Origin of the sequence: Allobosea sp. 2KB_26 (assembly GCF_052115715.1) — a bacterium.
Classification (GTDB): Bacteria; Pseudomonadota; Alphaproteobacteria; order Rhizobiales; family Beijerinckiaceae; genus Allobosea.
In genome coordinates, this window is record NZ_JBFRHE010000006.1 from 315,076 (window position 1) to 337,463 (window position 22,388).

Consider the following 22,388-nt stretch of genomic DNA (forward strand, 5'->3'; position numbering starts at 1 on the left):
ATGAACAAAAACGAATTGATCCAGGCAATTGCGGACGACACCGGCAAGACGAAGGCGGATGTCAGCTCTGTCCTCGCCAGCTTCGGCCGCGCGGTGGAAGGCAGCCTGAAGGCGCGGCAGGAGATCGTCCTGCCAGGCGTCGGCAAGCTGAAGCCAGATGCACGCGCGGCCCGAACCGCCCGCAACCCATCCACCGGCGCCATGATCAATGTCCCGGCGAAGCACGTCGTGAAGTTCAAGGTCGCCAAGGAACTCGCCGACGCGGTCGCGTGACCGCCGATCAGCACGAACCGGCCGGCGGGAATCGTCTCGCCGGCCTTACATCCGAGGCGAAACCGTTGATCGACCGGTCGAAACACAAGAGCGCAAGGGAGCGTGCCCCGCAGATCGCTGCGATGGCATCGCAAGGCATGACCAGCGCCGAGATCGCGGCCGTCATCGGCGAGATCAGCCCGCAGCGTGTCAGGGCCATCGCCAGGCGCTTCTGCATCACGCTCGCCCGCTCCGGCTCACGTCGCTTCGGCCTCTTCGTCGCAGAGCGCCGCGCCAAGATCATCATCGAGCTGGCCGAGGACGCCGGAGTTAGCCCCGCCACCATGATCGACCGCATCACCCGCGTCGTCCTTGACGACGGTATCGACCACGCCCGCCGCAAGCTCGGCAAGCTCGCTCTCCCGACAGGAACCCGAACATGAGAAATCTCGAATATCGCATCCCCGGGTTCCTCGGGCTTGTCGACGACATGCAGTCACGCATCGCCGCGGTCGGGGAGGGCGATATCCCCACGGAATGGACGCCGGAACACGTCGGAGCCCGATTGATTGAGGCCTTCGAGATCCTGAGCCGGTCTGGCGGCCGGGTCGGCCCGGGGCGCTTCGGAAACGGCTGGCCCGCCATGGTCCAGGAATACGCCGACCTGGTCGATCAGCAGGCGCGCGAGCTGGCGCAGCGGGAAAGGCAGCAGGCTATGGCGGCGCGGCCATCATCCGATGAGGTTTCCCGCATGAACGAGGCCCTCCGCTGGCCGATGGATCATCTCGACGGAATGCCGCTCGCCTCAGACGCTCTGATGCTGTGGGCCTATGCCAGCGCCACCCATCGCGACATGAACGGTATGCTCCATCAGCGAAAGAAGCGGGCGACAGCATTGGCATCAGAGATGATGCGCCGCGCCAACGAGGATCCGCATGGCCGCGGAGAAAACGGCGCCGGAGATTGCAGGTCGATCGCAGACCAGTGGCGGGCTGCGCTGCGGCGGCAGATCGCTAGCGATATCGTCGAGGCCCTCAATGCAAAGCTGGCTTCGGCACCAAAGGATCGTCACGACCAGTTGATCAAAGCCGCCCATGCCGACCTCGGGGCCCGCTGCAAGGCGATGAACTGCCTACCGTACCGCTTTAAGCCCCACGACGCCGTCCCTGGCCGCGTCCTCTCGAGGACGAGCCTCGATCGTCAACGCAAGATCGCCATGGCGGCCGTCGCCGGCGGGCTCCGGCGGGCCGCGGTTGCAGTCAGATAACTAGGAGAGCCTGATGCCGTGAGGCCGCGCGTGGACGATGTCTAGCGTAATCGGGTCGCCAACCATACGGACGAGGCCGTGAAGGCCATGATCGATAGCCACCCAAAGACATGTCCGGCGACGTAGGTGCGGCCGATCTTCTTCTCAACTGCGGCCAATTGGGTGCCGATCTCGTCTCTCTCTTTCTGAGACTCTTCCAGCGTTCGACCGTTTCTCTTGAGAAGCCAGTTCACATCGAAAAGAGCCCGATTTCTTTCAAGTTCGCAGCCGCTTACGAACGTGTGGTAGTTCTTATAGGTCACGAGCGCGCAGAGAGCGGCGAACAGCAACCCGCTACCGAACCCAGCGGCGGCCAGCCCGACGACAAAACCTCTATCCGCCGGCGGCAGCGCGCCGATGCCAAGAAACGCTGTCAGGGCCGGTATCGCGACCAGGCCTCCCGCGTTCAGTACGAAAAGGTTGGTGACCAGCAGCTTTGAGAATTCGACCCCTGCCTTGTGATACTCGACGGCGCGCTTTTCGAACGGTTCGGCAGCGGCCCGAGCTTCCTTCCAATATCGCAGCCAGTCCTGCTGCTCGACTGTGAGGTCGGCCAGAGGTTGCTCCTGCGGGGCGCTCATTTCGCGGGCTTCTTCGGATGGATCAAGTCCATCATTTCTTCCAGGGTGGCGAGCGCTTTCGCGATTGCTCCGGCTTGAGCCTCGAAGGTTGGGCCCGCGATGTCTGCGTTTTTGACCTCTCGGATGATGTCGTCGCGGATGATCTCGAACTCGGCTTCGAAACCAGGATAGGATCGAGCGAGCCGCGCAAGATGGGTAGACAAATTCTGAAGGCCGACGATCACGAGCCCGCTGTGGCTCAATCCGTCCAAGAGGTTTTTGATCTTGGTCTCAGGGTCAGTGTTCAATTCGTCCCCTCCGTTTCTTTCCGCTCGGCGTGAACGCGGGAATTCTTAGACCCGCTTAGCCACCTTTGTACTTTGCGGCATCACGCCAGAGCGCAAGGGCTGAGTTCGCAGATCGGCCCCTCGTTTCGATGCTGTGGCCCATGTATTGGCCAGCCGCAATCCAGACGGTCTTAGACCGCTGGTCCACGCTGACCGCCACATCGCGATCCCACACCTTCACAATCTTTTCCACCTAGCGCTCCGCCCTATCGATCTGGGCAAGCATCGAACAGCATTCCCCTGCGTAGGGCAACGGGACGATAGTCCGCGACATCCATGTCCTGCTCCCGCTGTAGAGCCGCGCGCCAGGCGGCGCCTAAGACGATGGTGCGTCTTCGCAAAATGTCGCCGCGCAACATCCTCACGATCTTGTAGCGTTGCAAGAATCGCCTCGTATTATGGGTGGTTGTCAGGGCCCCCAAATCACGGCATCAAATCGTCATCGTCGCGAAACGTGTCGCTCGACACCAAACGGCCTCGCAGCCCCGTTGCTCCAGGCCCCACTAGCGGCGATGCCATCTAAGATCGCCATCAGAGTGACAACCTGATCGCATTACGCCATCGTCCCCGCGCAACCACAGGGGGGACACATGTCAGATTCTGCTGAGCAAGGGTGGGTGGTAGAGGTTCGCTCGGTCATCCCAGGCGGCGCTCCGTTCACGATGATATTCTGCGTCGGGTTTGACACAGAGCCTGAGGCCGAAGACGCAGTGAGAAATGACCACCGGGTCGAACCGGGGTCCAGAATCAAAGCCGTCAAGCCGATGTCGGCGGTGGACATCAGCCTCACGCAGCTTAAGCGCGGTCAGGTGAAACAGTGGGACGGCGACGTGTAGCGGCTGCCCGTAGTCGAGACATCAAAGGTACATCGCGGCATGCCGGTTCTGACCAACGCCCGGCATGAAGCTTTCGCACAGGCAATTGTTAAGGGTGCCCCGGCCAGCGTCGCCTATAAAGCCAGTGGATACGGGGCTTCTGGGAACTCGGCAGAAGCCGCGGCGTCGCGTCTGTTAAGCGATGTTAAGGTCGCAAAGCGCATCGCCGAGCTTCAATCCAAGGCCGCTCGCAAGGCCACGGTGACCATCGAAACAATCGCTGCTGAGCTCGAGGAAGCACGCGTTCTCGCCATCGCGGAGAAGCAGACAAGCGCTGCTGTGTCCGCTTCGATGGGAAAGGCCAAGCTGTTCGGTCTGATCGTCGACAAGCACAAGCACTCCGGATCGATCGGCACCTATGATCTCACCAAGCTCTCAGATGACGAGCTCGGTAGCCTTGAGGCCATCCTCGGTCCGCTTGCCGACACTGCAGGAGATCCGAGCGGAGCGGAGGAGGCGTGAGCTTCTTCGCGAGCATGACAGGGTAGCGAAGGACGCCGAGGGCATCCGCGCCAGGTGTCAGACATTGGCCGGCTTCATCCGCGAAGCCTGGCGGGTTCTGGAGCCGAATGCGGCTCTGGTTTGGAACTGGCACCTCGACGCGATCTGCGCGCACCTCGAGGCGGTGACGGACGGCCGGATAAACCGGCTGCTGATCAATGTCCCGCCGGGCTCGTCCAAATCGCTGATCGTCAGCGTGATGTGGCCGGCCTGGGAATGGGCGATGGGTCACCGCTCGATGCGGTACCTGACGACCTCGTTCAACGACGGTCCGGTCAAGCGCGATACCCGGAAATGCCGCGATCTGATCCTGTCGGATTGGTATCGGGCGCTCTGGCCTGAAATTACTCTGCCGCGGGCAGGGGAGACCTCGTTCGCCAACAATTTCACCGGAAGCCGAGAAGGCGTCGCATTCGGGTCGCTGACCTCGCAGCGCGGCGATCGGCTGATCATCGACGATCCGCACTCAACTGAGACGGCGGAAAGCGCTGCGGAACGGCAGACCACGACACGGCGCTTCCGAGAGGGCGCGCTGAACCGGCTCAACGATCAGGAGCGATCCGCGATCGTCGTCGTGATGCAGCGTCTCCACGCTGAGGACGTCTCCGGGACGATCATCAAGCTGGGGATGGGCTACGTCCATCTCTGCCTGCCCATGGAGTTCGAGGCGGAGCGCCGCTGCCGAACCCAAATCGGGTTCGAGGATCCGCGTACCACGGACGGCGATCTTCTCGACCCGGTCAGGTTTCCACGCGAGACCGTCGAAAGCCTGAAAACCGGCATGGGCTCCTACGCCTATGCCGGCCAATATCAGCAGCGGCCGACGCCCCGCGAGGGCGGCCTCTTCAAGCGGGCATGGTTCGAAGACAAAATCATCCGCCAGGCGCCGGCAGGCACCCGATGGGTTCGCCACTGGGACCTTGCCTCGACGAAGAGTGCTAGCGCAGCGCGCACGGCTGGGGTGAAACTCGGCAGAGCACCGGACGGCACCTTCATCGTAGGACACGTCGTCAAGGATCAGATCGAAGGCCCTGAGGTTCGCAAGCTCATCAAGAGCACCGCGAAAACCGACGGCAAGGAAGTCGTGATCAGCTTACCCCAGGATCCCGGCCAGGCCGGAAAGGTTCAAAGCCGGGACATGATCGCGATGTTGGCCGGCTACCGCGCCCACGCGGAACCAGAGACGGGCGACAAGGTCACACGCGCTGAACCGTTCTCGGTCCAGTGTGAGGCCGGCAACGTCTATCTCGTCGCTGGCGCATGGAATGACGATTACCTCGACGAACTCTGCCTGTTCCCAGGCGGCTCGTTCAAGGACCAGGTGGATGCCAGCTCCGGCGCGTTCGGGCGGCTAATGACTGTGAGAAGCCCCTTGATCATCAGCGACGACGTCCTGGCCCGGTCTGCGATGATGGGCGGACGGCGGTGAAGTTGCGCGATCGGATCAAGCGTTGGCTTGCACGGCCGCCGCAGCCTTCGCCGGAAGCTCCTGCGCTGGCCCGCAAGCCGTTGCGCGTGAGTGCCGAAGCTGTGGCGCAGTCGCGCGTCGCTCCGCCGGCAGAGCCTGTTGCGGTCGACGTGTTCAAGCCTGCGGCCCCGCCTCCAGGCGTGCTCCCGAGCGGCGGCATCGCCATGGACGAAATGCCCGGCGTCAGCTGGGCGGCTTTGGCGAGCCAGACAGGCGTCTATTCCGAAGGCGTAGCCTGGCTCGGCTTCCCGCATCTGGCGGAGCTCGCGCAGCGGCCGGAATATCGCAAGATCTCGGAGACGATCGCGACGGAGATGACCCGTTGCTGGATCAGGGTCACCGCGACGGGCGGCAAGGACGCGGAGGACAAGACCGACAAGATTGCGGCGATCAACGAAGCGCTGGACAGCTTCAAGATCCGCGAAATGTTCGGCAAGGTCGCCGAGCAGGACGGGTTCTTCGGCCGCGGCCACCTCTACGTTGATCTGGGGACGACTGATGACGAGGACGAGCTGAAGACCGCCATCGGCGACGGGAAGGGCAAAACCACCAAGACGAAGGTCGCAAAGGGCAGCCTCAAGGGTTTTCAGACTGTCGAGGCAGTGTGGTGCTATCCAGCCGGCTACAACACGACCAATCCGCTGCTCCCCGACTGGTACAAGCCCACAGCCTGGTATGTGCAGGGCAGGCAGGTCCACGCGACCCGGCTGCTGACCTTCATCGGCCGGGAAGTGCCCGACCTGCTCAAGCCGGCCTATTCCTTCGGCGGCCTGTCGATGTCACAGATGGCGCGGCCCTATGTCGAGAACTGGTTGCGGACTCGGCAGAGCGTCGCGGACCTGATCAGTTCGTTCTCGGTCAGCGGCATCAAGATTGATCTCGCCGGCGCCCTGAACACCATGGGGGGCGCCCCCGACGCGGGCGATCAGCTGTTCCGTCGGGTCGATCTGTTCAACAATCTCCGCGACAACCGCGGCACGATGGTGCTCAACAAGGGCGCGGGGCCAAACGATCCGGCCGAAGAGTTCTTCAACGTCTCGACCCCGCTCGGGACGCTCGACAAGCTCCAGGCGCAGAGCCAGGAGCATATGTGTTCGGTGGCGAACATCCCGCTGGTGAAGTTCACCGGCATCACGCCATCGGGGCTCAATGCCTCGTCGGAAGGCGAAATCCGCGTCTTCTATGACGGCATCAACGCCTATCAGGAGAAGTTCTTCCGGCCGCATCTGACCACGGTGATCAACCTCATCCAGATGCACCTCTTCGATGGTGTGGATCCAGATATCGGGTTCGTTTTCGAGCCGCTCTGGTCGCTCGATGAGGAGGCTGCTGCCAGCGTTCGCAAGACCGAGGCTGAGACGGACGCCGTCTATGTCGAAAATGGCGTGCTCGAGCCGCTCGATGTTCGGAAGCGCCTCGCAAGCGAGGAGGGCTCACCCTACGCCGGCCTCGATGTCGAAGACGTGCCATTGCCCGCGCCGGGGGAAGGCGACGTGCCTGACTCCCAGGCAAAGAGGCCGGAAGACCTTCAGGAGGCGGCGTGAGCAGGCGGCAGAGGGTAGGGGGCGTTCGACTTGCCTTCGACAAGGTTCCGCCGAGCGCCAAGAGCGCCTTCCTGCGGGCCCGCAAAGCCGAGCTCTCTTACTCTCGCCAGCTCCGCAAAGTCGCTCGCCATATCGGCGATCTCGTCACGGGCCTGTTCGATGCGGATGATCCGGCTTCGGCCGGCATCGTTGAGCGGGCGTTGCGGCGGTACGCGATCACCATTGAAGGCTGGGCCGGTTCGGTCGGCGGTCGCATGGTGGCTGAGGTCGCTGCTCGTGATCGCAAGGCCTGGAAGGCCGTATCCCGTGAAATGGGGACCGCCGTCCATCGGGAAATCGCCAATGCCCCCACCGGTACCCTGCTGCGGAAGCGGCTGGCGGATCAGGTTTCGCTGATCACGTCGCTGCCGACAGAAGCCGCTGATCGCGTCCACAAACTGACGCTCGAAGGCATCACCAACGGTACTCGCGCGGGGGAGATCGCCGACGAGATTATGAAAACCGGCGAAGTGACGCGGGGCCGGGCCGAGCTGATTGCCCGCACGGAAGTCTCTCGCACTTCGACTGAGCTGACACGGGCTCGGGCCGAGAGCGTGGGCTCAACGCACTTCATCTGGCGGACGGCAGGCGACAGCGATGTCAGACCGTCACATCGTTCGCTGAACGGCCAGGCGTTCGCATGGAGCGACCCGCCAGAGTGCGATCCAGGGCATCACGCTCTGCCCGGCGCTATCTGGAATTGTCGCTGCTATGCAGAACCCATCCTGAAGGACGACTAGTCCTCGCCGTAGTCGAAAACCCGATCGACCCAGCTTTGGGCGATCGCGGCGCTATCCGGCGCCCCTGCTGCGATCTTCCGGAAGTCGTCCATCATTTCGCCGATCATGATCGCGGCCTCGCCCTCGATCGTGTCGTCCTCTGGGATGTTTGGGAACGTGTTCACAAAGCTGACGCGGGCCAGCTCCTTGAGCGCCTCAATGACTTCGATCGGATCGGATTTCGGCTCGGTCATGCAGTCCCACGATAGCGAATAGGCTCCTGATGTCCAAGACCGGGAACGCAGGCGGCACGCTCGCCTTCGACCGCGCCTCCGCGCGCACTTATGACCAGGACGGGCACCTCCACGTCGCCCGGACGCCGATCAGCAAGGCCAACGTCTGCCCGTACTACGGTCGGGAGATCCCGGATTGGCAGGGCCTCGGTCTCGATGCGGACAAGCTCTACCAGCTCCTCCGTGATCCCGAGGAGCTGGAGAAAGCCGCCGCCACCTTCAACGGCAAGCCGCTCCTGAACATCCACCGGCCCGTCACGGCCGACGATCACGAGCATGAGGCAGTCTCCGGCTCGGTCAGCAACCCGGTCTGGGATAGCCCGTATCTGAAGGCCGATCTCTCGATCTGGGACGGCGATGCGATCAAGGCGGTCGAGAAAAACGTCCAGAAGGAATTGTCGAGCGCGTACCGATACCGCGCCGACATGACGCCCGGAACCTATGAGGGCGCCCGCTACGACGGTGTCATGCGTGACCTCGTCGCCAACCATGTGGCCCTCGTCAAAGAGGGCCGCGCCGGACCCGATGTGGTTGTCGGCGACGAGAAGCCAACCCCGAAAATCAAGGAGTTCATCCGCATGGCCAAGAAGCCATTCATCACCCGTGGCGGCGCGGCTGCGCTGACCGCACTCTCCCTCTACCTGAAGCCCAAGCTGGCGCAGGACGCGACAATCGACCTCTCGTCCGTGTTGGCGAAGGTGACGGCAGCCAACTTCAAGGCGAGCCAGCCGGCCATCATCGCCGGCCTCAAGAAGCAGACCGAAGGCAAGCTGGCGCAAGACGCGTCGCTGGATGATATCGGCGAAGTCGTCGAGGCGCTCGCGCAGATCTTGCCCGAGGCGGCAGCGGAGGTCGTCAAGGACCAGGACGGTCCCGACGACGAGGGCCAGGCTTCGGACGATGATGACTCCCAGCTCCGTGCTCTCCTGAAGGCGAAGGGCATCAGCGACGAGGAAATCGCTCGCATCTGCTCCGTCACGGCCGGCGCCATGGATGGCGACGATGACGATGACAAGGACACCGTGACCAAGACCGCCATGGACGCCGCGATCTCCGTCGCCGTGAAGGCTGCGACCACGGCGGCCACGGCTGCGGCCACCAAGGCGCAGCAGGAGATCCGTGACGCCGAACGTGCAGTGCGTCCCTTCGTCGGCGACCTCGCCATGGCCCACGACAGCGCGGATAGCGTCTATCGCACGGCTCTCACCTCGCTCGGTGTCGATATCGAAGGCGTCCACCCCTCGGCCTTCCCGGCCATCCTGAAGATGCAGCCGAAGGCCGGTGACGTCGCCAAGCGGCCGGCTCCGATCGCGCAGGATGCGGTGGCGGCGAAGGCCTTCGAGACCCGCTTCCCCCACGCCAACCGCCTGAAGATCTGAAGGAGGTCGAACGATGCCGTTCCAGACCCAAGTCAACCCGACCCAGGCGCCGGCCGTCGAGGGTGATTTCGCGAGCGCGAATCCGCGCCATTCCGTCCTGTCTGTCGAGGGCGGTTTCGTCGCCGGCCCGAGCGGGCTTGTCATCGGCCGCTTCGCCTGGGCCGACACCGCCACCGGCAAGATCCTCGCCAATGCCGGGTCGGGCGCCCCGACCGGCTTCGTTCATCGCGACCTCCAGGCGATGATCACGACCTATCTGTCCGAGTTCGGCATGACCATCCCGGCCGGCTTCGGTGTCGGCGAGTTGTTCAACGGCGGTGACTTCTGGGCCAAGCACACCGGTGCCAGCGCGGTGACGGTCGGCATGAAGGCCTTCGCCAGCAACACGACCGGCGCCGTCTCCTTCGCGGCGGCAGGCGCCACTGTTGCCGGCTTCACCGAAACCAAATGGTTCGCGATGTCCGCCGGCGCGGCAGGTGAACTCATCAAAATGTCCAACATCGCGCTGGGCTGAGGAGAACACGATGAACCGTCACACCGACTTCGCCCGCCTCGAGCGCGAGTGGGGCATCGTCTTGCCGCTGGCGATGGACTATCTCCCTCGCGAGTTTCGGGCCGACTATCAGTTCGCCCTGGACGCCCAGCCTGCGCTCGCCACGACGGGCAGCGGCGGCATCCCGGCCTGGCTGACGCAGTACGTTGACCCCGAGGTGGTTCGCATCCTGCAGGCTCCGAACGAAGGTGCCGAGATCCTCGGCGAGACCAAGAAGGGCGACTGGACCACTCAGACTGCCACCTTCCCGGTCGTCGAGAACACCGGCGAGGTCTCCAGCTATGGGGACTTCAACGCGAACGGTCGCTCCGATGCGAACGTCAACTGGCCGCAGCGCCAAGCTTACCTGTTCCAGACCGTCGTCGAGTACGGCGACTTGCAGGTGGAGCGTGCCGGCGCCGCCAAGCTCAACTGGGTCGGCGAGCAGCAGACCTCGGCCGCCGCGACGCTCGATAAGTTCGGCGACTTCACCTACCATTTCGGCGTTGCGGGCCTGCAGAATTACGGTCTGCTGAACGATCCATCGCTCTCGGCGGCTCTGACGCCTTCGACCAAGGCCGCCGGTGGCGTGAAGTGGATCAACAACAACGCGATCGTGGCCACGGCCAACGAGGTCTACGCCGACATCCAGGCGCTGTTCTCGCAGCTCGTGGCGCAGACCGCCGGCCGCGTGAAGCGCACTCACCAACTGACGCTGGCCATGGCGCCGGGGGCGGACGTCGCGATGACCGCGACCAACTCCTTCGGCATCACGGTCGGCGACTTGCTGGCGAAGAGCTTCCCCAACCTGAAGGTGAAGACCTCGTACCGGTACGGCACGGCGGCCGGCAACGTCGTCCAGCTCATCGCCGATACCTTCGATGGCCATGACACCGGCTACTGCGCCTTCAACGAGAAGCTCCGCGACCACGCCGTGGTGCGCCAGCTCTCGTCCTGGCAGCAGAAGAAGACCAGCGGCACCTGGGGCGCGATCATCCGCTACCCGCTCGCCATTTCGCAGATGCTGGGGGTCTGAACCATGGCTGAATTCACCGGAACCGTCACTGTCGCCTGCAAGCTGCCCCATGGACTGATCTTGCAGTTGCAGGAGCCCCGCGAGGTCGCTGAGCCCACACAGGCCAGCCCCGATCGCAAGGTCACGCGCTACGAGCGCGTGGGCAAGGTCGTGGCCATCGCGGGCTGCGCCCTTCACATGGACCGCCCCTCAGCCAAACAGGTCATCGGCGGCTTCGCCCTCACCCATGGCGTCGACGCGGCCTTCTTCGCCAAGTGGCTGGATCAGAACAAGGAGCTCCCTGCTGTGGAAGGTGGTTTCATCTTCGCCGCGGAGAAGATGGGAACTCTCGAGGGCCAGATCGCCAAGGGCGAGAAGCGCCGGACCGGTATGGAGCCTGCAGATCCGAAGGCCCTGCCGGCCGAGTTCCGGCAGGTCGAAACTGCAAGCGTGGGGGCCTGATCCATGGGCGCCACGATCACCATCGCGAGCCGGGCGCCAATGGCCATCCGGCTCACCCAGCCGGAGCCAAACCCCGAAAAGCCGGGCCAGACCGCCGAGCTGACTTCCATCGTCATCAGCGGCGCTGGAAATGCCGCCGGCGTGACCGAGGGGCTGACCCACAATGTCGACGCCGACTTCTATCGCGCCTGGGTGAAGGCCAACCCGAACCATCCGGCCGTCGAGAACGGGATGTTTCGAGAGGTCGGCGGCGACGAGCCCGACAGCGGCATTCAGTATGGGTTCGCCCCGGCGAGCGATGCTGAAGCGGCTGACGGCAAGGCCGCTGGCAAGTCGAAGCCGAAAACCTGACGGGATGGAATGTCGTGGCGATCACCCATGAAGCGTTCGTCGCGGCGTTCCCCGAATTCGCGAATCTGACGGTCTATCCGCAGAGCCAGTTCGATTTCTGGTCGGCACAGGCCTACCTGCAATTGAACGCCGGCCGGTTCGGGCCGTCGCTCGACCTGGCCGCGATGCTGTTCGTCGCGCACAACATCGTCCTGTCGGCCCAGGCCTCGCGCTCAGCAGCAACGGGCGGCGGCACAGTCTCCGGCACAGCCGGTCTCGTCGCATCGAAGGCCGTCGACAAGGTCTCGGTGTCCTATGACACGACGACCGCCGCGGTCGCTGGGGCGGGGCTCTGGAACGCCACCGTCTACGGTCAGCGCCTCTATCAGATGATGCGGGCGTTCGGCGTTGGGCCAGTCTATTTCCCGAATAGGCGCTTTGCGATCCCATGAGCCTGAAGGTCACGAAGGACCGCGTTCCGGATCTCCTGCGCGCTGTCCGTGATCTGACTAAATCAGAGGTCCTCGTCGGCATTCCCGACGCGGAAGCCGGCCGCGAAGACGGGCCCATCAGCAACGCCGAGATCGGCTACCTGATGGAGACCGGATCGCCTTCCCAGAACATTCCAGAGCGGCCGTTTCTTGTGCCCGGCGTGGAAAGCGCGCGGGAGAGGATCGAGAAGCGGATGCGCTCGGCCGGCGAGGCGGCGCTCGCAGGGCGCAGGGATGATGTTTCCACCGCCTTCGAGAAGGCCGGGATCGAGGCCAGCAGTGCTGTCAAAGCCAAGATCTCTGACGGGCCTTTCACTCCGCTGTCGCCGAAGACCCTGGCCAAGCGCCGGGCGCGCGGCAGGGCCGGGGAAAAGCCCCTGATCGACACCGGCCAGTTGCGCCGAGCCATCACCTACGTCGTGCGGAAGAAGGGAGACGACTGATGCCCTTGCTCGACGTTTCCGACATCCTCACGGATTCAGACTTCGCCGACAGCGCGGTCCTGATCCGGACCGGCGTCACGGTCGATCCGGCCACGGGACGAACCGTCAGCACGCGCGTAGAAACCCCGATCTTGGTCGTGGTGACGTCCGACAAGGGACAGAACCTTCGTCGGACACCCGACGCCGCTGCCTCCGAAGGCTCAATCATCGTGCACTCGACCGTCACTTTCACCGAGGGTGATGCCGATTCCGGTGTTGATGCAGACATCGTGCGCTGGAACGGCCGCGATTGGACCGTGGTGACGGTGGATGACTATTCCCGCTACGGCGCCGGCTTCACGGTCGCGACCTGCCGCCTGCTGAACCTGCGCTGACGCGATGCCCAACACGAGTGCTTCAGGCGGGTATCTCCTCCCGTCATCGCCGGCGCCTGTCGAAAACGACGCTTTCGAGGATCTGCTCGGCGACGTCATCGCCGGCATCTCGGCGCTAGACCGCCCGCTGGTTCGCCCGCGCTGGCAGGTCAAGCCGCCGCCGATGCCACCTATCACGGTCAACTGGTGCGCCTTTGGAGTGACCTCGATCGATCCCGACTATGCGGCGGTCAAGGTCCACAACCCGGATGGCGAGGGCACCGACGAGATGCAGCGCCACGCGACCGTGGCCATCCTCGCCAGCTTCTATGGCCCATCCGCTTCCAGCAAGGCCTCGCAGGTCAGCGACGGACTGATGGTCGACCAGAACAGAGACCAGATGCGGGCGGCCGGCGTCACGATCCTGGACTGCACGAAGATGCGAACCGCTTCCGACCTGCTCAATGAGCAGTGGGTGCGTCGCGTCGATCTCGAAATCAACCTGCGCCGCGTGATCGAGCGCACCTATCCCATCCTCAACGTCCTCTCGGCCTCCGGTGTCATTCGGCCGGCCGACGGCGCTGCCCAGCCCTTTACCCTTACGGAGACCTGATCCATGGCCCAGGGCCTCGCCGTCTCAGACATCGTCAACATCAATATCTCGTTGGCGCCGGTCGCCGCGCCAACGCGCAACTTCGGCGCGGGTATCGCTGTAGCCGGGACTGATGTCATCGACGTCAACCAGCGTATCCGCGCCTATTCCAGCCTGGCTGAGGTCGCCGCGGATTTCTCGACCACGGATCCCGAGTATCTCGCCGCGGCGCGCCACTTCGGCCAGACGCCGCAGCCGTCGATCTACTACATCGGCCGTTGGGCGAGGACCGACACCCGCGCCACGCTCAACGGCGGCGTGCTGAACGCGCCCGAACGGCTCATGGCGAACTTCACCGCCGTCACGGCCGGCGCCTTCTTCATCTTCATCGATGGCGTGCCGACCACCGTCGACGGCATGAACTATGACGCACAGACGAACCTGAACGGCATCGCCTCCCTGACGCAAGCCGAGCTCCCGGCCGGATCGTCGCTCCTCTGGGAAGCAGAGAGCGGTCGTTTCAGGCTCCGGGGCCCCGGCGCCGGCGTTGGCAAGACGGTGTCCTACGCGAGCGCCCCGCGCGCCTTTGGCTCCTTCACCTTTGCCGGGCAGCCCGCCAACAATGACGTACTGACGATCAATGGTACGGCCGTCACGTACAAGACGGGCACGGCAACCGGCAGCCAGGTGAAGATCGGGACAGACCTCGCCGCGACGCTGGCCGCCACGAGCGCTTTCCTGAACGCCAGTACCGACGCGAACCTTTCCGCAATGACCTTTTCGGTCGTGGGCTCAGCGCTCTATTCGGTCGCGAAGGATGCGGGCGTTGGCGGTAACGCCATCACGATCGCCAAGACCGGCACCAACATTGCCGTATCTGGCGCCACTCTTGCGGGCGGGGCCGGCACCGATGTTTCCGGCCTGCTCAAGTTGACCAGCGCGACTGCATCAGCCCCGGCCAACGGGATCGCCGCTGAGACTCTGACGCAGGCACTGGCGGCCCTCGTGAACGCTTCGGGTGATTGGTATGCGGCGATCGTCGCGGAGCCGAACGTCGACATCCCGCAATGCCTTGCTGCCGCGGCCTTCATCGAAGGGCAGGGTAAGAAGCGCCGGCTCGGCTTCACCACGGGCGACACGCGCACCATCGACGGGACGATCACAGACGACCTCGGCTCGCAGCTCAAGGCAGCCGGCTACAAGCGCAGCTTCGTCCAATACTCGACGACCTCGCCACAGGCCGTGGCCTCGTTCTTCGGCCGCGCTTCCACCGTGAATTTCCAGGGGTCGAACACCACGATCACCATGATGTTCAAGCAGGAGCCCGGCGTTACCGCCGAGACCCTGACAGAGAGCCAGGCGCGCACGCTGAAGGCGAAGAACGTCAACGTCTTCGTGAACTACGACAACTCGACCGCCATCCTTCAGTTCGGCACGAACGCCGACGGTTCATTCTTCGACGAGTGGCACGGCCTCGACTGGTTGGAGAACGATCTCCAGACGGCCGTCTACAACGCGCTCTACACCTTCCCGAAGGTCCCTCAGACCGACGAGGGCATGACAACGCTGCAGACGATCATGGAGAAGCGTCTGATCCAGGCGCGAACCAATGGCTTGATCGCGCCGGGCGTCTGGAATGCCGCAGGTGTCGGCCAACTGAAGACGGGCGATACGCTGACATCCGGATACTACGTGTTTGCGCCGCCGGTCGCCAATCAGAGCCAGTCCGATCGCGAGGCACGTAAGAGCGTCGTCTACCAGATCGCGCTCAAGCTCGCCGGCGCCGTCCACAGCGTGGACGTGCTCGTTTCTGTCAACCGCTGATCTAAGGGGCCGTCATGGGCACGAATACCTATTCCTTTGCCGATGTCAGCGCCTCGTACGCGGGGCCCGGCGGAACCTTTGCGATCGGCAACGGAGCCGGGCCGTCGGAGGAGGGCATCTCGGTCAGCCAGGTCGACGACCTCGGCACGATGACGATCGGCGCGGACGGCTCCTACATGCACAGCCTGCATTCTGGCCGGGCCGGCACGGTGACGGCACGCTTCCTGAAGACGTCACCCGTCAATGCCCTGCTGATGGATGCACTGAACACCGAGCGCCAGTCCGGAGCGAACTATGGCGACGGAACAATCGTCATCCGCAATCCTCAGCGCGGCGATGTGATCTCCTGCAGTGGTTGCGGCTGGAAGAAGGTTCCAGACCTCAACTCCGGCAAGACTGGGCAGATCGTCGAGTGGGTCTGGAACTCCGGGCGCATCGACCAGAAGATCGGCACCGGTACGCCGTCGGTGATCTGATGAGAGACCCCATCGAGTTCACCATCGGCGATCGCACCTATCGCGCTCAGCCGATGTCAGCGAAGGCGCAGCAGCATGTTGCGCGCCGCGTCCAGCCGCTGCTCGTCAGCATCCTGCCTTCGGTTGCGGCGATGCTCCCAGGGGCGTCGTAGACAAGGCTCGCGAGAACCCCGCCAGCCTGCTTGAGATGGGCCTGCAGGAATCGATCATGCCCGGCTTGGAGTCGGCATCGAACATCCTCGCTCAGATGCCTGACGAGACATACGACTACGTCCAGGCAAAGTGCCTCTCTCTCGTCCAGCGCAAGCGGGATGGCGACATGGGATGGACACCGATCTGGGGCACGCAAGCCGAGCGGGTTCTCGACGATAGTATCGATGGCAGCGAGAGCGCGGCCATCATGATCAAGGTGCTTGTGATTGAGCTCGCCCCTTTTTTCTTAGGACTGGTCTCGAAGTTTCTAGCAGCCAGCCAGTCCTAGATTTTCAGCCCGTCGCGCTGCCCGACGGCATGGACTTCCTGATGCGTCCGGTCCTGCGCGGGCTCTGCAAATACGAGAGCCTGCTCGATGGCACGCTCGACCTTTGCGACGTCGCCGACATGAACGACGCGATCAGCGCGATGGACGAGAACGCCTACCGCGCCAACGAAGCGAGAAACCCCCGTGGCTGAGACGATCAAGGAGTTCCTCGTCTCGCTCGGCTACAAGGTCGATGGAGGGTCGGAGGCGAAGTTCAAGCGCAGTGTCGAGGCGGCCACCAAGGGTGCCGTCGCGATGGGACTGTCGATCACGGCAGCGGCGACGGCGATCGGCGCGGCTGTCACCAAGATCGCGGCCGGCTTCGATGAGATGTACTACGCGTCCCAGCGGACGCAGTCGTCGGTTCAGAACCTGAAAGGGCTTAGCTACGCCGTCAGCCAGCTCGGCGGCTCGTATCAGGGCGCGCTCGCCTCGATCGAGAATTTCGCGCAGAAGATGCGCAGCAACCCGGGCTATGAAAGCCTGGTCAAATCTCTCGGCGTCGCGACGCGCGAAAATGGCAGGCTGCGCGAGACGACGGCGATCGTCCAGGATCTCGCCAAGGCGCTCGCGAAGAAGCCGCAGTACATCGCGCTTCAATATCTCGAGGCGCTCGGGATCGACGAGCGCACCTACAACGCCATCAAGTCTGGCGACCTCACGAGGTTCATGGAGGAGTACGCCGCGAAGGCGCGCGCGCTCGGTGTCGACCAGAAGCAGGCTGCCGACATTGGCCAGCAGCTGACTTCGGCGTGGCGGTCTCTCGGCGCGACTGCGGAGCTCATCGGCGCGAAACTCGAGCAGACGCTCGGCCGATCCATGGCGTCGTTCGTCAAGGACATCGACGACTTCCTGCTCCGCAACGCGGACAAGATCGTTCATTTCTTCGAAGAGGCCGGAAAAGCGGCGGCATGGCTCGCCGCCGCCTTCAAGAAACTGGTCGATGCGCTGACGCCGGCATGGGAAGCCTTCGATCGCCTGGCGCAATCGCTGACTGGCCAGAGCGGCTTGCAGGTTGCGCTGGAGGCTTTCGCTGTCTGGCTCGTCGGGTCATGGCTGCTGCGCATCCTTGGGGCCTTCACGGCGGTCAGCGCCGGCTGGGGCGCGATGCTGCTCAGGTTGGGCATCAACCCTGTCACACTGATGGCCGGCGGCGCGCTGGCGCTGAGCACTAGCCCCGCAAACGGCGGCGAGGATCAGGAGATCGCCAGGCGTCGCGCCAACGGCACATGGGGCAAGACACCAACCGATGGCACGCCAGGTGCCCCGCCGCAGATCACGGACAATCGCAATTGGTGGCAGAGGACGATGCCGTCGTGGCTCGGTGGCAAGGACGCGCCCTCGGGCGGCGGTCGTGGCGATAGCAACGCGCCAATCCGAGGCAGCACATTCACGCAGAAAGCACCGGGAATTATCAACCGCCTCATGGCTGATTTCGGGTTCACGCGTGAGCAGGCGGCCGGCATTGTCGGTAATCTGGGCCATGAAAGCGGTGGCCTGAATGAACTCCAGGAGCGCAATCCGACGAGCGGCCGCGGGGGATACGGCTGGGCTCAATGGACCGGGCCGCGGCGCCGGGCCTTCGAGGCCTGGGCCGCCGAGAAGGGGCTCGACCCGGCTTCGGACGAGGCCAACTACGGTTTCCTCCGGCACGAACTCCGGACAAATCACAGGGGCGTGGTGGATTCGGTAAAGCGTACCGGCTCGGTAAGCGAGGCCACTGTAGCCTTCGAAGAGGGATATGAGCGGGCCGGGATCAAGAATTATCCGTCGCGACACAAGTGGGCGCAGCGAGCACTTCGCGCCGCAGAACGATCGGCAGCAGCGGAAGCCGAGAAGAGCACACCGGCACCTGCGTTCGACGCGAGCCGGTTCAACGCTGTTAATCCAGCTCGTGTGCACGCCAATGCGGCTCTGATCGGCGGGTTTGGATTGTCGGGGCCAGTCGCATTGACGCCGGCGCCATCGAACAACAACACCAGCGTCGACATGCAGCAGAAAACCGAAATCACGATCCTCGGCGGGGGCGACCCAGGTGCGACCGCATCGGCCGTCGCCGACGCCCAGAGCGGCGTCAACGGCAGCATGTTGCGGAACATGACCGGCGCGGTCCGATAGAACTATTCGGGCCGGCCGGCTTGTCGAAATGTGAGAAGGTCGTACCCCTGCACATAGATGATGAGCCGGTAGCCCTTTGGGTGCTTCCATTCAGCCACGCACGTCGCAGGCGTCTGAACATCGCACATGTGGAACTCGGGAAACGCGCGACATCGGTAATCGCCCATCCAAGCCGTCTTCGCGCAGCCATTGATTTGGGGTTGGGGCTGATAGCCGCGAGCGATCATCATCTCGCGGACATCTTTGTACGGGTCGCCGGGTACAGGCTCCCGCGCTGGCATTTGGGCATAAGCGCTTGATGCCGAGATAGCGACTACCGCAGCGCTCAGCGCCAGGCGCATACGATCGCCTTGTCGTTCGTCCAGCAGGCATCGTTGCGACGAAGCTCGCCAAGGTCCGTGTGAGCATGGCTCGCGCCGCGCTCTTCATTCCAGTAGCCCTTCGCGACGCCAGGACGATCGATGGTCACATAGGCAAAGTAGGAGGCTTTGGGCCCGGTCCCGATGCTGAAGCCGCCGTCCTTAGACACATCTACGGGGCATGGACCGTTGAGATAGGTCTTGCCGTCCACGACCAACAGGCATCGCCCAGGTGCGGCCATTGCCGTCCCGCTCGCCACCATAGCCATAGCAAAAATGATCGCCCGCATGTGCCTCTCCTAGGGGGAGTGGACCATAGCAGGAACATCGAACTCAGGAAAAGGCCGGCAGATATACCTTAAGCCGCGCGAATTTTCGTCCGCGCGGCTTCGGCCAGGAATGCGGAGCGTGTCATGCCGGCGGCCTTTGCCGCCGCATCAATCGAGCTCAACAGGTTTTCATCGATCGACACGTTGATGCGGACAGCCCTCGACGGAAGATCGAACGGGACCATCGCTACAACTGCATCGGCCGAGGCCTCGGCGAACTCCCGATCGGACTTCAGCTCCGAGATTGAGCGCAGGAGGGGGAGAGGATCACCGTCCTCCGCCATACCACTGACGTGGAAGGTCAGAGCTTCGGAGCCCTTGCGGATGGCATCCTCTGCGGTTGCCCCGCCGCTGATGCAGCCGGGGAAGTCGGGAAACGAGATACCGTAGTTCCCGTTCTCTTCGTGGATGAGGGCGTAGGCGAGGGGCATGATGAGGTTCCAAATTGACAAGAAGGCCGAAGGGTGACGGCTGGGATGTCACCATTCCCAGCCGGCTTGATTGAAGATCGATCTCAGTGTTCCGGGAGGGAATTCCTTCACTCCCATGTCTACCGTGACCTTTCCGGGTTTTGATGGGTGATCGTACTGGACGTGGTCCCCGGGGCCATTCCGTTTGATCCTCCACCCGTCACCGTTGAGCATCTTGACGATCTCTCTCGGTGTCATCGGGCTCCGCTTCTTCCCCATCCGCCTCCCTTCCGTTCCGATTGTGTAGTTGTACACACTCATGGCGGGGCCGTCAACAATAATGTGTAGACGTGTGTAGGAAATCTGATGGCCCTGCTGGATGACGCCTTCGCCCTCATCACGTCGGGGACGCGCCAGATCGGCACGCTGATGCCTGATGTCGTGATCCGCGAAATCAACAAGGACGAGCTGGTCGTCACCGATCATCCCGTCGAGCGTGGCGCAGCGATCTCGGATCACGCCTTCATGCGGCCCTCTGAGATCGAGATGCAGGTGGCATGGTCGGATTCGACCGCCGGCTATGTCGGGTATTGCCGGGACGTCTACGAGCAGTTTCTCGCTCTCCAGAAGAAGCGGGAGCCGTTCAATGTCTCGACCGGCAAGCGCTCGTACAAGAACATGCTGGTCTCATCGCTTGCCGTTTCGACGGACGAGAAGACCGAGAACATCCTGCTCGTCAGCGTCAGGTTGCGCGAGGTGATCATGGTCTCGACCCAGACGACGGGTTCGCCCAAGTCAGTGCAGGCCAATCCCGCGAAGACCGGTGCGACGACTCAGACTGGCACGCAGCAGCTGAAGAGTTCCGGCACGTCTGGGTTTGCCTCTCCGTCTGCGAGGGCGTGATGGCGACGATTTACGAATTTCCGTTGCTGCCGGAAGCGCAGCAGATGTCGATCACCCTGGGCACCGTCGAATACGTTGTGCGGTTCGGCTGGGCCGATACGGCAGACGGCGGATGGTTCATCGACATGTCATTGACCGATGGAACGCCGTTGCTGCGAAGTCTCCCGCTGACTGCGGGCGAGAACGTCCTTCAGCAGTTCGATTATCTGGGGTTTCCCGGCGAAATCCGAGTGCAAACCGACGGCAATGACCTGGTCGAACCGACTTACGCCAACTTGGGCTCAAACGGCAAAGTGCTCTTCATCACGCCATGACGCGCCAGTGGATCAGAGAGGTCAGCCTGTCGATCGACGCGGGCGGCGAGAGCATCGATGTGTCGGCGTTGCGCATCCGCTTCAAGGTCGCGCAGAACCGGCTTCAGACGCCCAACATCGCCGAGATCACGGTCACCAATCTGAAGGAAGAAACGGCCCAGAAGATCAAGAAGGAAGGGCAGATCGTAACGCTGAAGGCTGGCTACGTCGGCGGCAGCGAAGGGCTCTTCAAGGGCAACCTGATCCAGAAGCGTGTCGGACGCGAGAACCCCGTCGATACCTATCTGACGATGCTCGCTCAGTCTGGCGACAAGGCCTACAACTTCGCGACGGTGTCGAAGACGCTCGCGGCCGGCTCGACCTTCAAGGATCAAGTCGACGTCGTGCTCGAGGCGATGAAGCCCCATGGCATCACCGCCGGGTACATCGCCGATCTCGGCAGCAAGAAGATGCCCGGACCTCGCACGCTGTTCGGCATGGCGCGCGACACGATGAGGGACATCGCTTTCTCTACCGGCACGAGCTGGTTCATCGAGGACGATAAGCTCAACGTCACGAAGAACAACGAGCCGCGCCCAGGTGAGGCGTTCGTACTGAACTCGACAACGGGACTAATCGGCCGGCCGGTTCAAACGCTGGACGGCATCATCGTACGGATGTTGCTGAACCCAAAGGTCAGACCGGACACGCGGCTAAAGATCGATCAGGGCAGCATCGATGAGGCTGCCTTCAATCCGAATTTCACGGGCGAAGTCTCGAACGCAATGATTCCCTCCCTGGCCGATGACGGCCTCTATCGCGTGCTGGTCGCCGATCACCACGGCGATACGCGGGGAAACTCCTTTTACACCGACGCCATTTGCATTCGGGCGGACGGCCAGGGGCCGCAGCCCATCCGCCTTGCCCAGCAAGGTATAGATCTCTCTCCAGGGCAGTAGCGATCATGGACCTTCGCCAACGCATCGACGATTCGGAGGAGAACCTCCGGGCTGCCTTCGAGGCGATGCAGGCGAAGATCCAGACGGCGCTTCCGGTCGTCGTGGTCAGCTATGACGCGGTGAAGCAGAAGGTATCGCTCCAGCCCACGGTAAAGGGTTTCATCAAGCAGGAGGATGGCTCGCAGAAGGCTGTCGACTATCCTGTGCTTCAAGATGTGCCGGTGAAGTTCGCCTCCGGCGGCGGCATGACGTTCACCCATCCCATTTCGCCCGGCGATGAGGGCACAGTCATCTTTTCATCCCGGGCGCCCGATTCCTTCCAGCAGAGCGGAGGAGTCCAGGTTCCTGCAGACGCCTCAATGCATGGTCTATCTGGCGGGCGTTTCATCCCCGGCGGAAAGTCTGACCCCAAGGTCATTTCGAGTGTCAGCACGACGGCCGCCGAACTGCGGTCCGACGACGGGAAGACGAAGATTAGCCTCTCGGGGGCAGGGGGCGTGGGCATCTCAACGGACAAGGCTGTTGGGATCGCGGCAGCCAATGGCGTCAGCATCACCGGTGGGCCAGGGAACGTGAGCTTCACCGGCACGCTGATCGTGTCAGGCGAAATCGAGCTCAACGGCATCAAGCTTTCGACCCACAAGCACACCGGCGTGCAGCCCGGCTCGGGCAACTCCACAGGCCCGACGAACTGAA

General features: G+C 63.3%; 32 protein-coding genes. 26 read left to right on the top strand and 6 right to left on the bottom strand.

Features of this window, described 5'->3' with window-relative positions; all coding sequences use genetic code 11:
- The 3 genes from AB4099_RS18900 (at window position 1) to AB4099_RS18910 (ending at window position 1,519) form a co-directional block, all read left to right on the top strand.
- Window positions 1-273 (top strand): HU family DNA-binding protein, encoded by a 273-nt coding sequence (locus tag AB4099_RS18900; RefSeq protein WP_441479166.1) that lies wholly within the window; start codon window positions 1-3, stop codon window positions 271-273.
- 122 nt (window positions 274-395) lie between these two features.
- Window positions 396-695 (top strand): hypothetical protein, encoded by a 300-nt coding sequence (locus AB4099_RS18905; protein ID WP_441479167.1) that lies wholly within the window; start codon window positions 396-398, stop codon window positions 693-695.
- Window positions 692-1,519, top strand: coding sequence for a hypothetical protein (locus AB4099_RS18910; protein ID WP_441479168.1), 828 nt, complete (start codon window positions 692-694; stop codon window positions 1,517-1,519). Before AB4099_RS18905 ends, AB4099_RS18910 begins: the two co-directional genes overlap by 4 nt.
- A 41-nt stretch (window positions 1,520-1,560) precedes the next feature.
- On the opposite strand, the gene AB4099_RS18915 is transcribed toward AB4099_RS18910, so the two are convergent.
- Both AB4099_RS18915 and AB4099_RS18920 read right to left on the bottom strand, forming a co-directional pair.
- A complete protein-coding gene (locus AB4099_RS18915; RefSeq protein ID WP_441479169.1) occupies window positions 1,561-2,139 on the bottom strand; it encodes a hypothetical protein in 579 nt (192 codons plus the stop codon).
- Window positions 2,136-2,426 carry a hypothetical protein gene (locus AB4099_RS18920; RefSeq protein WP_441479170.1) on the bottom strand — a complete coding sequence of 97 codons (291 nt, stop codon included), beginning with the start codon at window positions 2,424-2,426 and terminating at the stop codon, window positions 2,136-2,138. The genes AB4099_RS18915 and AB4099_RS18920 overlap by 4 nt, the downstream gene beginning before the upstream one ends.
- Window positions 2,427-3,340: 914 nt before the next feature.
- Here AB4099_RS18920 and AB4099_RS18925 point away from each other — a divergent pair.
- From AB4099_RS18925 to AB4099_RS18940, 4 genes are read left to right on the top strand one after another with little or no spacing between them, the layout of a single operon-like run.
- Window positions 3,341-3,802: a terminase small subunit gene (locus AB4099_RS18925; RefSeq protein WP_441479171.1), complete on the top strand. Its 462-nt coding sequence runs from the start codon at window positions 3,341-3,343 to the stop codon at window positions 3,800-3,802.
- The gene (gene terL / locus AB4099_RS18930; protein ID WP_441479172.1) at window positions 3,720-5,270 is read left to right on the top strand and encodes a phage terminase large subunit; all 1,551 of its coding nucleotides are present in this window, start codon (window positions 3,720-3,722) and stop codon (window positions 5,268-5,270) included. The genes AB4099_RS18925 and terL overlap by 83 nt, the downstream gene beginning before the upstream one ends.
- A complete protein-coding gene (locus AB4099_RS18935; RefSeq protein WP_441479173.1) occupies window positions 5,267-6,853 on the top strand; it encodes a DUF1073 domain-containing protein in 1,587 nt (528 codons plus the stop codon). The genes terL and AB4099_RS18935 overlap by 4 nt, the downstream gene beginning before the upstream one ends.
- Entirely contained in the window at window positions 6,850-7,632 is a 783-nt protein-coding gene (locus tag AB4099_RS18940; protein ID WP_441479174.1) for a phage head morphogenesis protein, read from the top strand. Before AB4099_RS18935 ends, AB4099_RS18940 begins: the two co-directional genes overlap by 4 nt.
- On the opposite strand, the gene AB4099_RS18945 is transcribed toward AB4099_RS18940, so the two are convergent.
- Window positions 7,629-7,865 (bottom strand): hypothetical protein, encoded by a 237-nt coding sequence (locus AB4099_RS18945; RefSeq protein ID WP_441479175.1) that lies wholly within the window; start codon window positions 7,863-7,865, stop codon window positions 7,629-7,631. The two genes, AB4099_RS18940 and AB4099_RS18945, sit on opposite strands and share 4 nt — an antisense overlap.
- Window positions 7,866-7,894: 29 nt before the next feature.
- On the opposite strand from AB4099_RS18945, the gene AB4099_RS18950 reads away from it, so the two are divergent.
- Genes AB4099_RS18950 through AB4099_RS19020 form a run of 15 tightly spaced genes read left to right on the top strand, consistent with a single transcriptional unit; the run spans window position 7,895 to window position 18,439 of the window.
- Complete coding sequence (locus AB4099_RS18950) at window positions 7,895-9,283, top strand: DUF2213 domain-containing protein (RefSeq protein ID WP_441479176.1); 1,389 nt, start codon at window positions 7,895-7,897, stop codon at window positions 9,281-9,283.
- Between the two features lie 13 nt (window positions 9,284-9,296).
- Window positions 9,297-9,797, top strand: coding sequence for a structural cement protein Gp24 (locus tag AB4099_RS18955; RefSeq protein WP_441479177.1), 501 nt, complete (start codon window positions 9,297-9,299; stop codon window positions 9,795-9,797).
- A 10-nt stretch (window positions 9,798-9,807) separates the two neighbouring features.
- Window positions 9,808-10,851: a hypothetical protein gene (locus AB4099_RS18960; RefSeq protein WP_441479178.1), complete on the top strand. Its 1,044-nt coding sequence runs from the start codon at window positions 9,808-9,810 to the stop codon at window positions 10,849-10,851.
- Window positions 10,852-10,854: 3 nt separating this feature from the next.
- Window positions 10,855-11,292, top strand: a complete 438-nt coding sequence (locus AB4099_RS18965) for a hypothetical protein (RefSeq protein WP_441479179.1) — start codon at window positions 10,855-10,857, stop codon at window positions 11,290-11,292.
- Between the two features lie 3 nt (window positions 11,293-11,295).
- Complete coding sequence (locus AB4099_RS18970) at window positions 11,296-11,643, top strand: hypothetical protein (RefSeq protein WP_441479180.1); 348 nt, start codon at window positions 11,296-11,298, stop codon at window positions 11,641-11,643.
- A gap of 14 nt (window positions 11,644-11,657) precedes the next feature.
- Entirely contained in the window at window positions 11,658-12,074 is a 417-nt protein-coding gene (locus AB4099_RS18975; RefSeq protein WP_441479181.1) for a DUF4054 domain-containing protein, read from the top strand.
- Window positions 12,071-12,556 (top strand): phage virion morphogenesis protein, encoded by a 486-nt coding sequence (locus tag AB4099_RS18980; protein WP_441479182.1) that lies wholly within the window; start codon window positions 12,071-12,073, stop codon window positions 12,554-12,556. The genes AB4099_RS18975 and AB4099_RS18980 overlap by 4 nt, the downstream gene beginning before the upstream one ends.
- Complete coding sequence (locus AB4099_RS18985; protein WP_441479183.1) at window positions 12,556-12,930, top strand: hypothetical protein; 375 nt, start codon at window positions 12,556-12,558, stop codon at window positions 12,928-12,930. Before AB4099_RS18980 ends, AB4099_RS18985 begins: the two co-directional genes overlap by 1 nt.
- A gap of 4 nt (window positions 12,931-12,934) precedes the next feature.
- A complete protein-coding gene (locus AB4099_RS18990; protein ID WP_441479184.1) occupies window positions 12,935-13,522 on the top strand; it encodes a phage neck terminator protein in 588 nt (195 codons plus the stop codon).
- Between the two features lie 3 nt (window positions 13,523-13,525).
- Window positions 13,526-15,325 carry a DUF3383 domain-containing protein gene (locus AB4099_RS18995; RefSeq protein WP_441479185.1) on the top strand — a complete coding sequence of 600 codons (1,800 nt, stop codon included), beginning with the start codon at window positions 13,526-13,528 and terminating at the stop codon, window positions 15,323-15,325.
- A 14-nt stretch (window positions 15,326-15,339) separates the two neighbouring features.
- Complete coding sequence (locus tag AB4099_RS19000; protein WP_441479186.1) at window positions 15,340-15,801, top strand: tail tube family protein; 462 nt, start codon at window positions 15,340-15,342, stop codon at window positions 15,799-15,801.
- The gene (locus tag AB4099_RS19005) at window positions 15,801-15,953 is read left to right on the top strand and encodes a phage tail assembly chaperone (RefSeq protein ID WP_441479187.1); all 153 of its coding nucleotides are present in this window, start codon (window positions 15,801-15,803) and stop codon (window positions 15,951-15,953) included. Before AB4099_RS19000 ends, AB4099_RS19005 begins: the two co-directional genes overlap by 1 nt.
- 56 nt (window positions 15,954-16,009) lie before the next feature.
- Window positions 16,010-16,282 carry a phage tail assembly chaperone gene (locus AB4099_RS19010; RefSeq protein WP_441479188.1) on the top strand — a complete coding sequence of 91 codons (273 nt, stop codon included), beginning with the start codon at window positions 16,010-16,012 and terminating at the stop codon, window positions 16,280-16,282.
- A gap of 41 nt (window positions 16,283-16,323) precedes the next feature.
- The gene (locus AB4099_RS19015; protein ID WP_441479189.1) at window positions 16,324-16,473 is read left to right on the top strand and encodes a DUF6889 family protein; all 150 of its coding nucleotides are present in this window, start codon (window positions 16,324-16,326) and stop codon (window positions 16,471-16,473) included.
- On the top strand, window positions 16,466-18,439 hold the full coding sequence (locus AB4099_RS19020) for a phage tail tip lysozyme (RefSeq protein WP_441479190.1): 1,974 nt from the start codon (window positions 16,466-16,468) through the stop codon (window positions 18,437-18,439). The genes AB4099_RS19015 and AB4099_RS19020 overlap by 8 nt, the downstream gene beginning before the upstream one ends.
- A 325-nt stretch (window positions 18,440-18,764) precedes the next feature.
- Here AB4099_RS19020 and AB4099_RS19025 read toward each other — a convergent pair whose 3' ends face one another.
- From AB4099_RS19025 to AB4099_RS19035, 3 genes are all read right to left on the bottom strand, one after another.
- Complete coding sequence (locus AB4099_RS19025) at window positions 18,765-19,088, bottom strand: hypothetical protein (RefSeq protein ID WP_441479191.1); 324 nt, start codon at window positions 19,086-19,088, stop codon at window positions 18,765-18,767.
- 68 nt (window positions 19,089-19,156) lie between these two features.
- Window positions 19,157-19,558, bottom strand: coding sequence for a type II toxin-antitoxin system HicB family antitoxin (locus AB4099_RS19030; RefSeq protein WP_441479192.1), 402 nt, complete (start codon window positions 19,556-19,558; stop codon window positions 19,157-19,159).
- Window positions 19,559-19,606: 48 nt separating this feature from the next.
- On the bottom strand, window positions 19,607-20,023 hold the full coding sequence (locus AB4099_RS19035) for a type II toxin-antitoxin system HicA family toxin (protein WP_441479193.1): 417 nt from the start codon (window positions 20,021-20,023) through the stop codon (window positions 19,607-19,609).
- Between AB4099_RS19035 and AB4099_RS19040 the strand changes: the two genes are divergently transcribed.
- The 4 genes from AB4099_RS19040 to AB4099_RS19055 all read left to right on the top strand — a co-directional run bounded on the left by AB4099_RS19040 (window position 19,904) and on the right by AB4099_RS19055 (window position 22,387).
- Entirely contained in the window at window positions 19,904-20,440 is a 537-nt protein-coding gene (locus AB4099_RS19040; protein ID WP_441479194.1) for a phage baseplate protein, read from the top strand. The genes AB4099_RS19035 and AB4099_RS19040 overlap by 120 nt on opposite strands.
- Window positions 20,440-20,754: a phage baseplate plug family protein gene (locus tag AB4099_RS19045; RefSeq protein ID WP_441479195.1), complete on the top strand. Its 315-nt coding sequence runs from the start codon at window positions 20,440-20,442 to the stop codon at window positions 20,752-20,754. Before AB4099_RS19040 ends, AB4099_RS19045 begins: the two co-directional genes overlap by 1 nt.
- Complete coding sequence (locus AB4099_RS19050) at window positions 20,751-21,692, top strand: phage protein (RefSeq protein WP_441479196.1); 942 nt, start codon at window positions 20,751-20,753, stop codon at window positions 21,690-21,692. Before AB4099_RS19045 ends, AB4099_RS19050 begins: the two co-directional genes overlap by 4 nt.
- A 65-nt stretch (window positions 21,693-21,757) precedes the next feature.
- Window positions 21,758-22,387, top strand: a complete 630-nt coding sequence (locus AB4099_RS19055; protein ID WP_441479197.1) for a Gp138 family membrane-puncturing spike protein — start codon at window positions 21,758-21,760, stop codon at window positions 22,385-22,387.
- Window position 22,388: the final 1 nt, after the last annotated feature.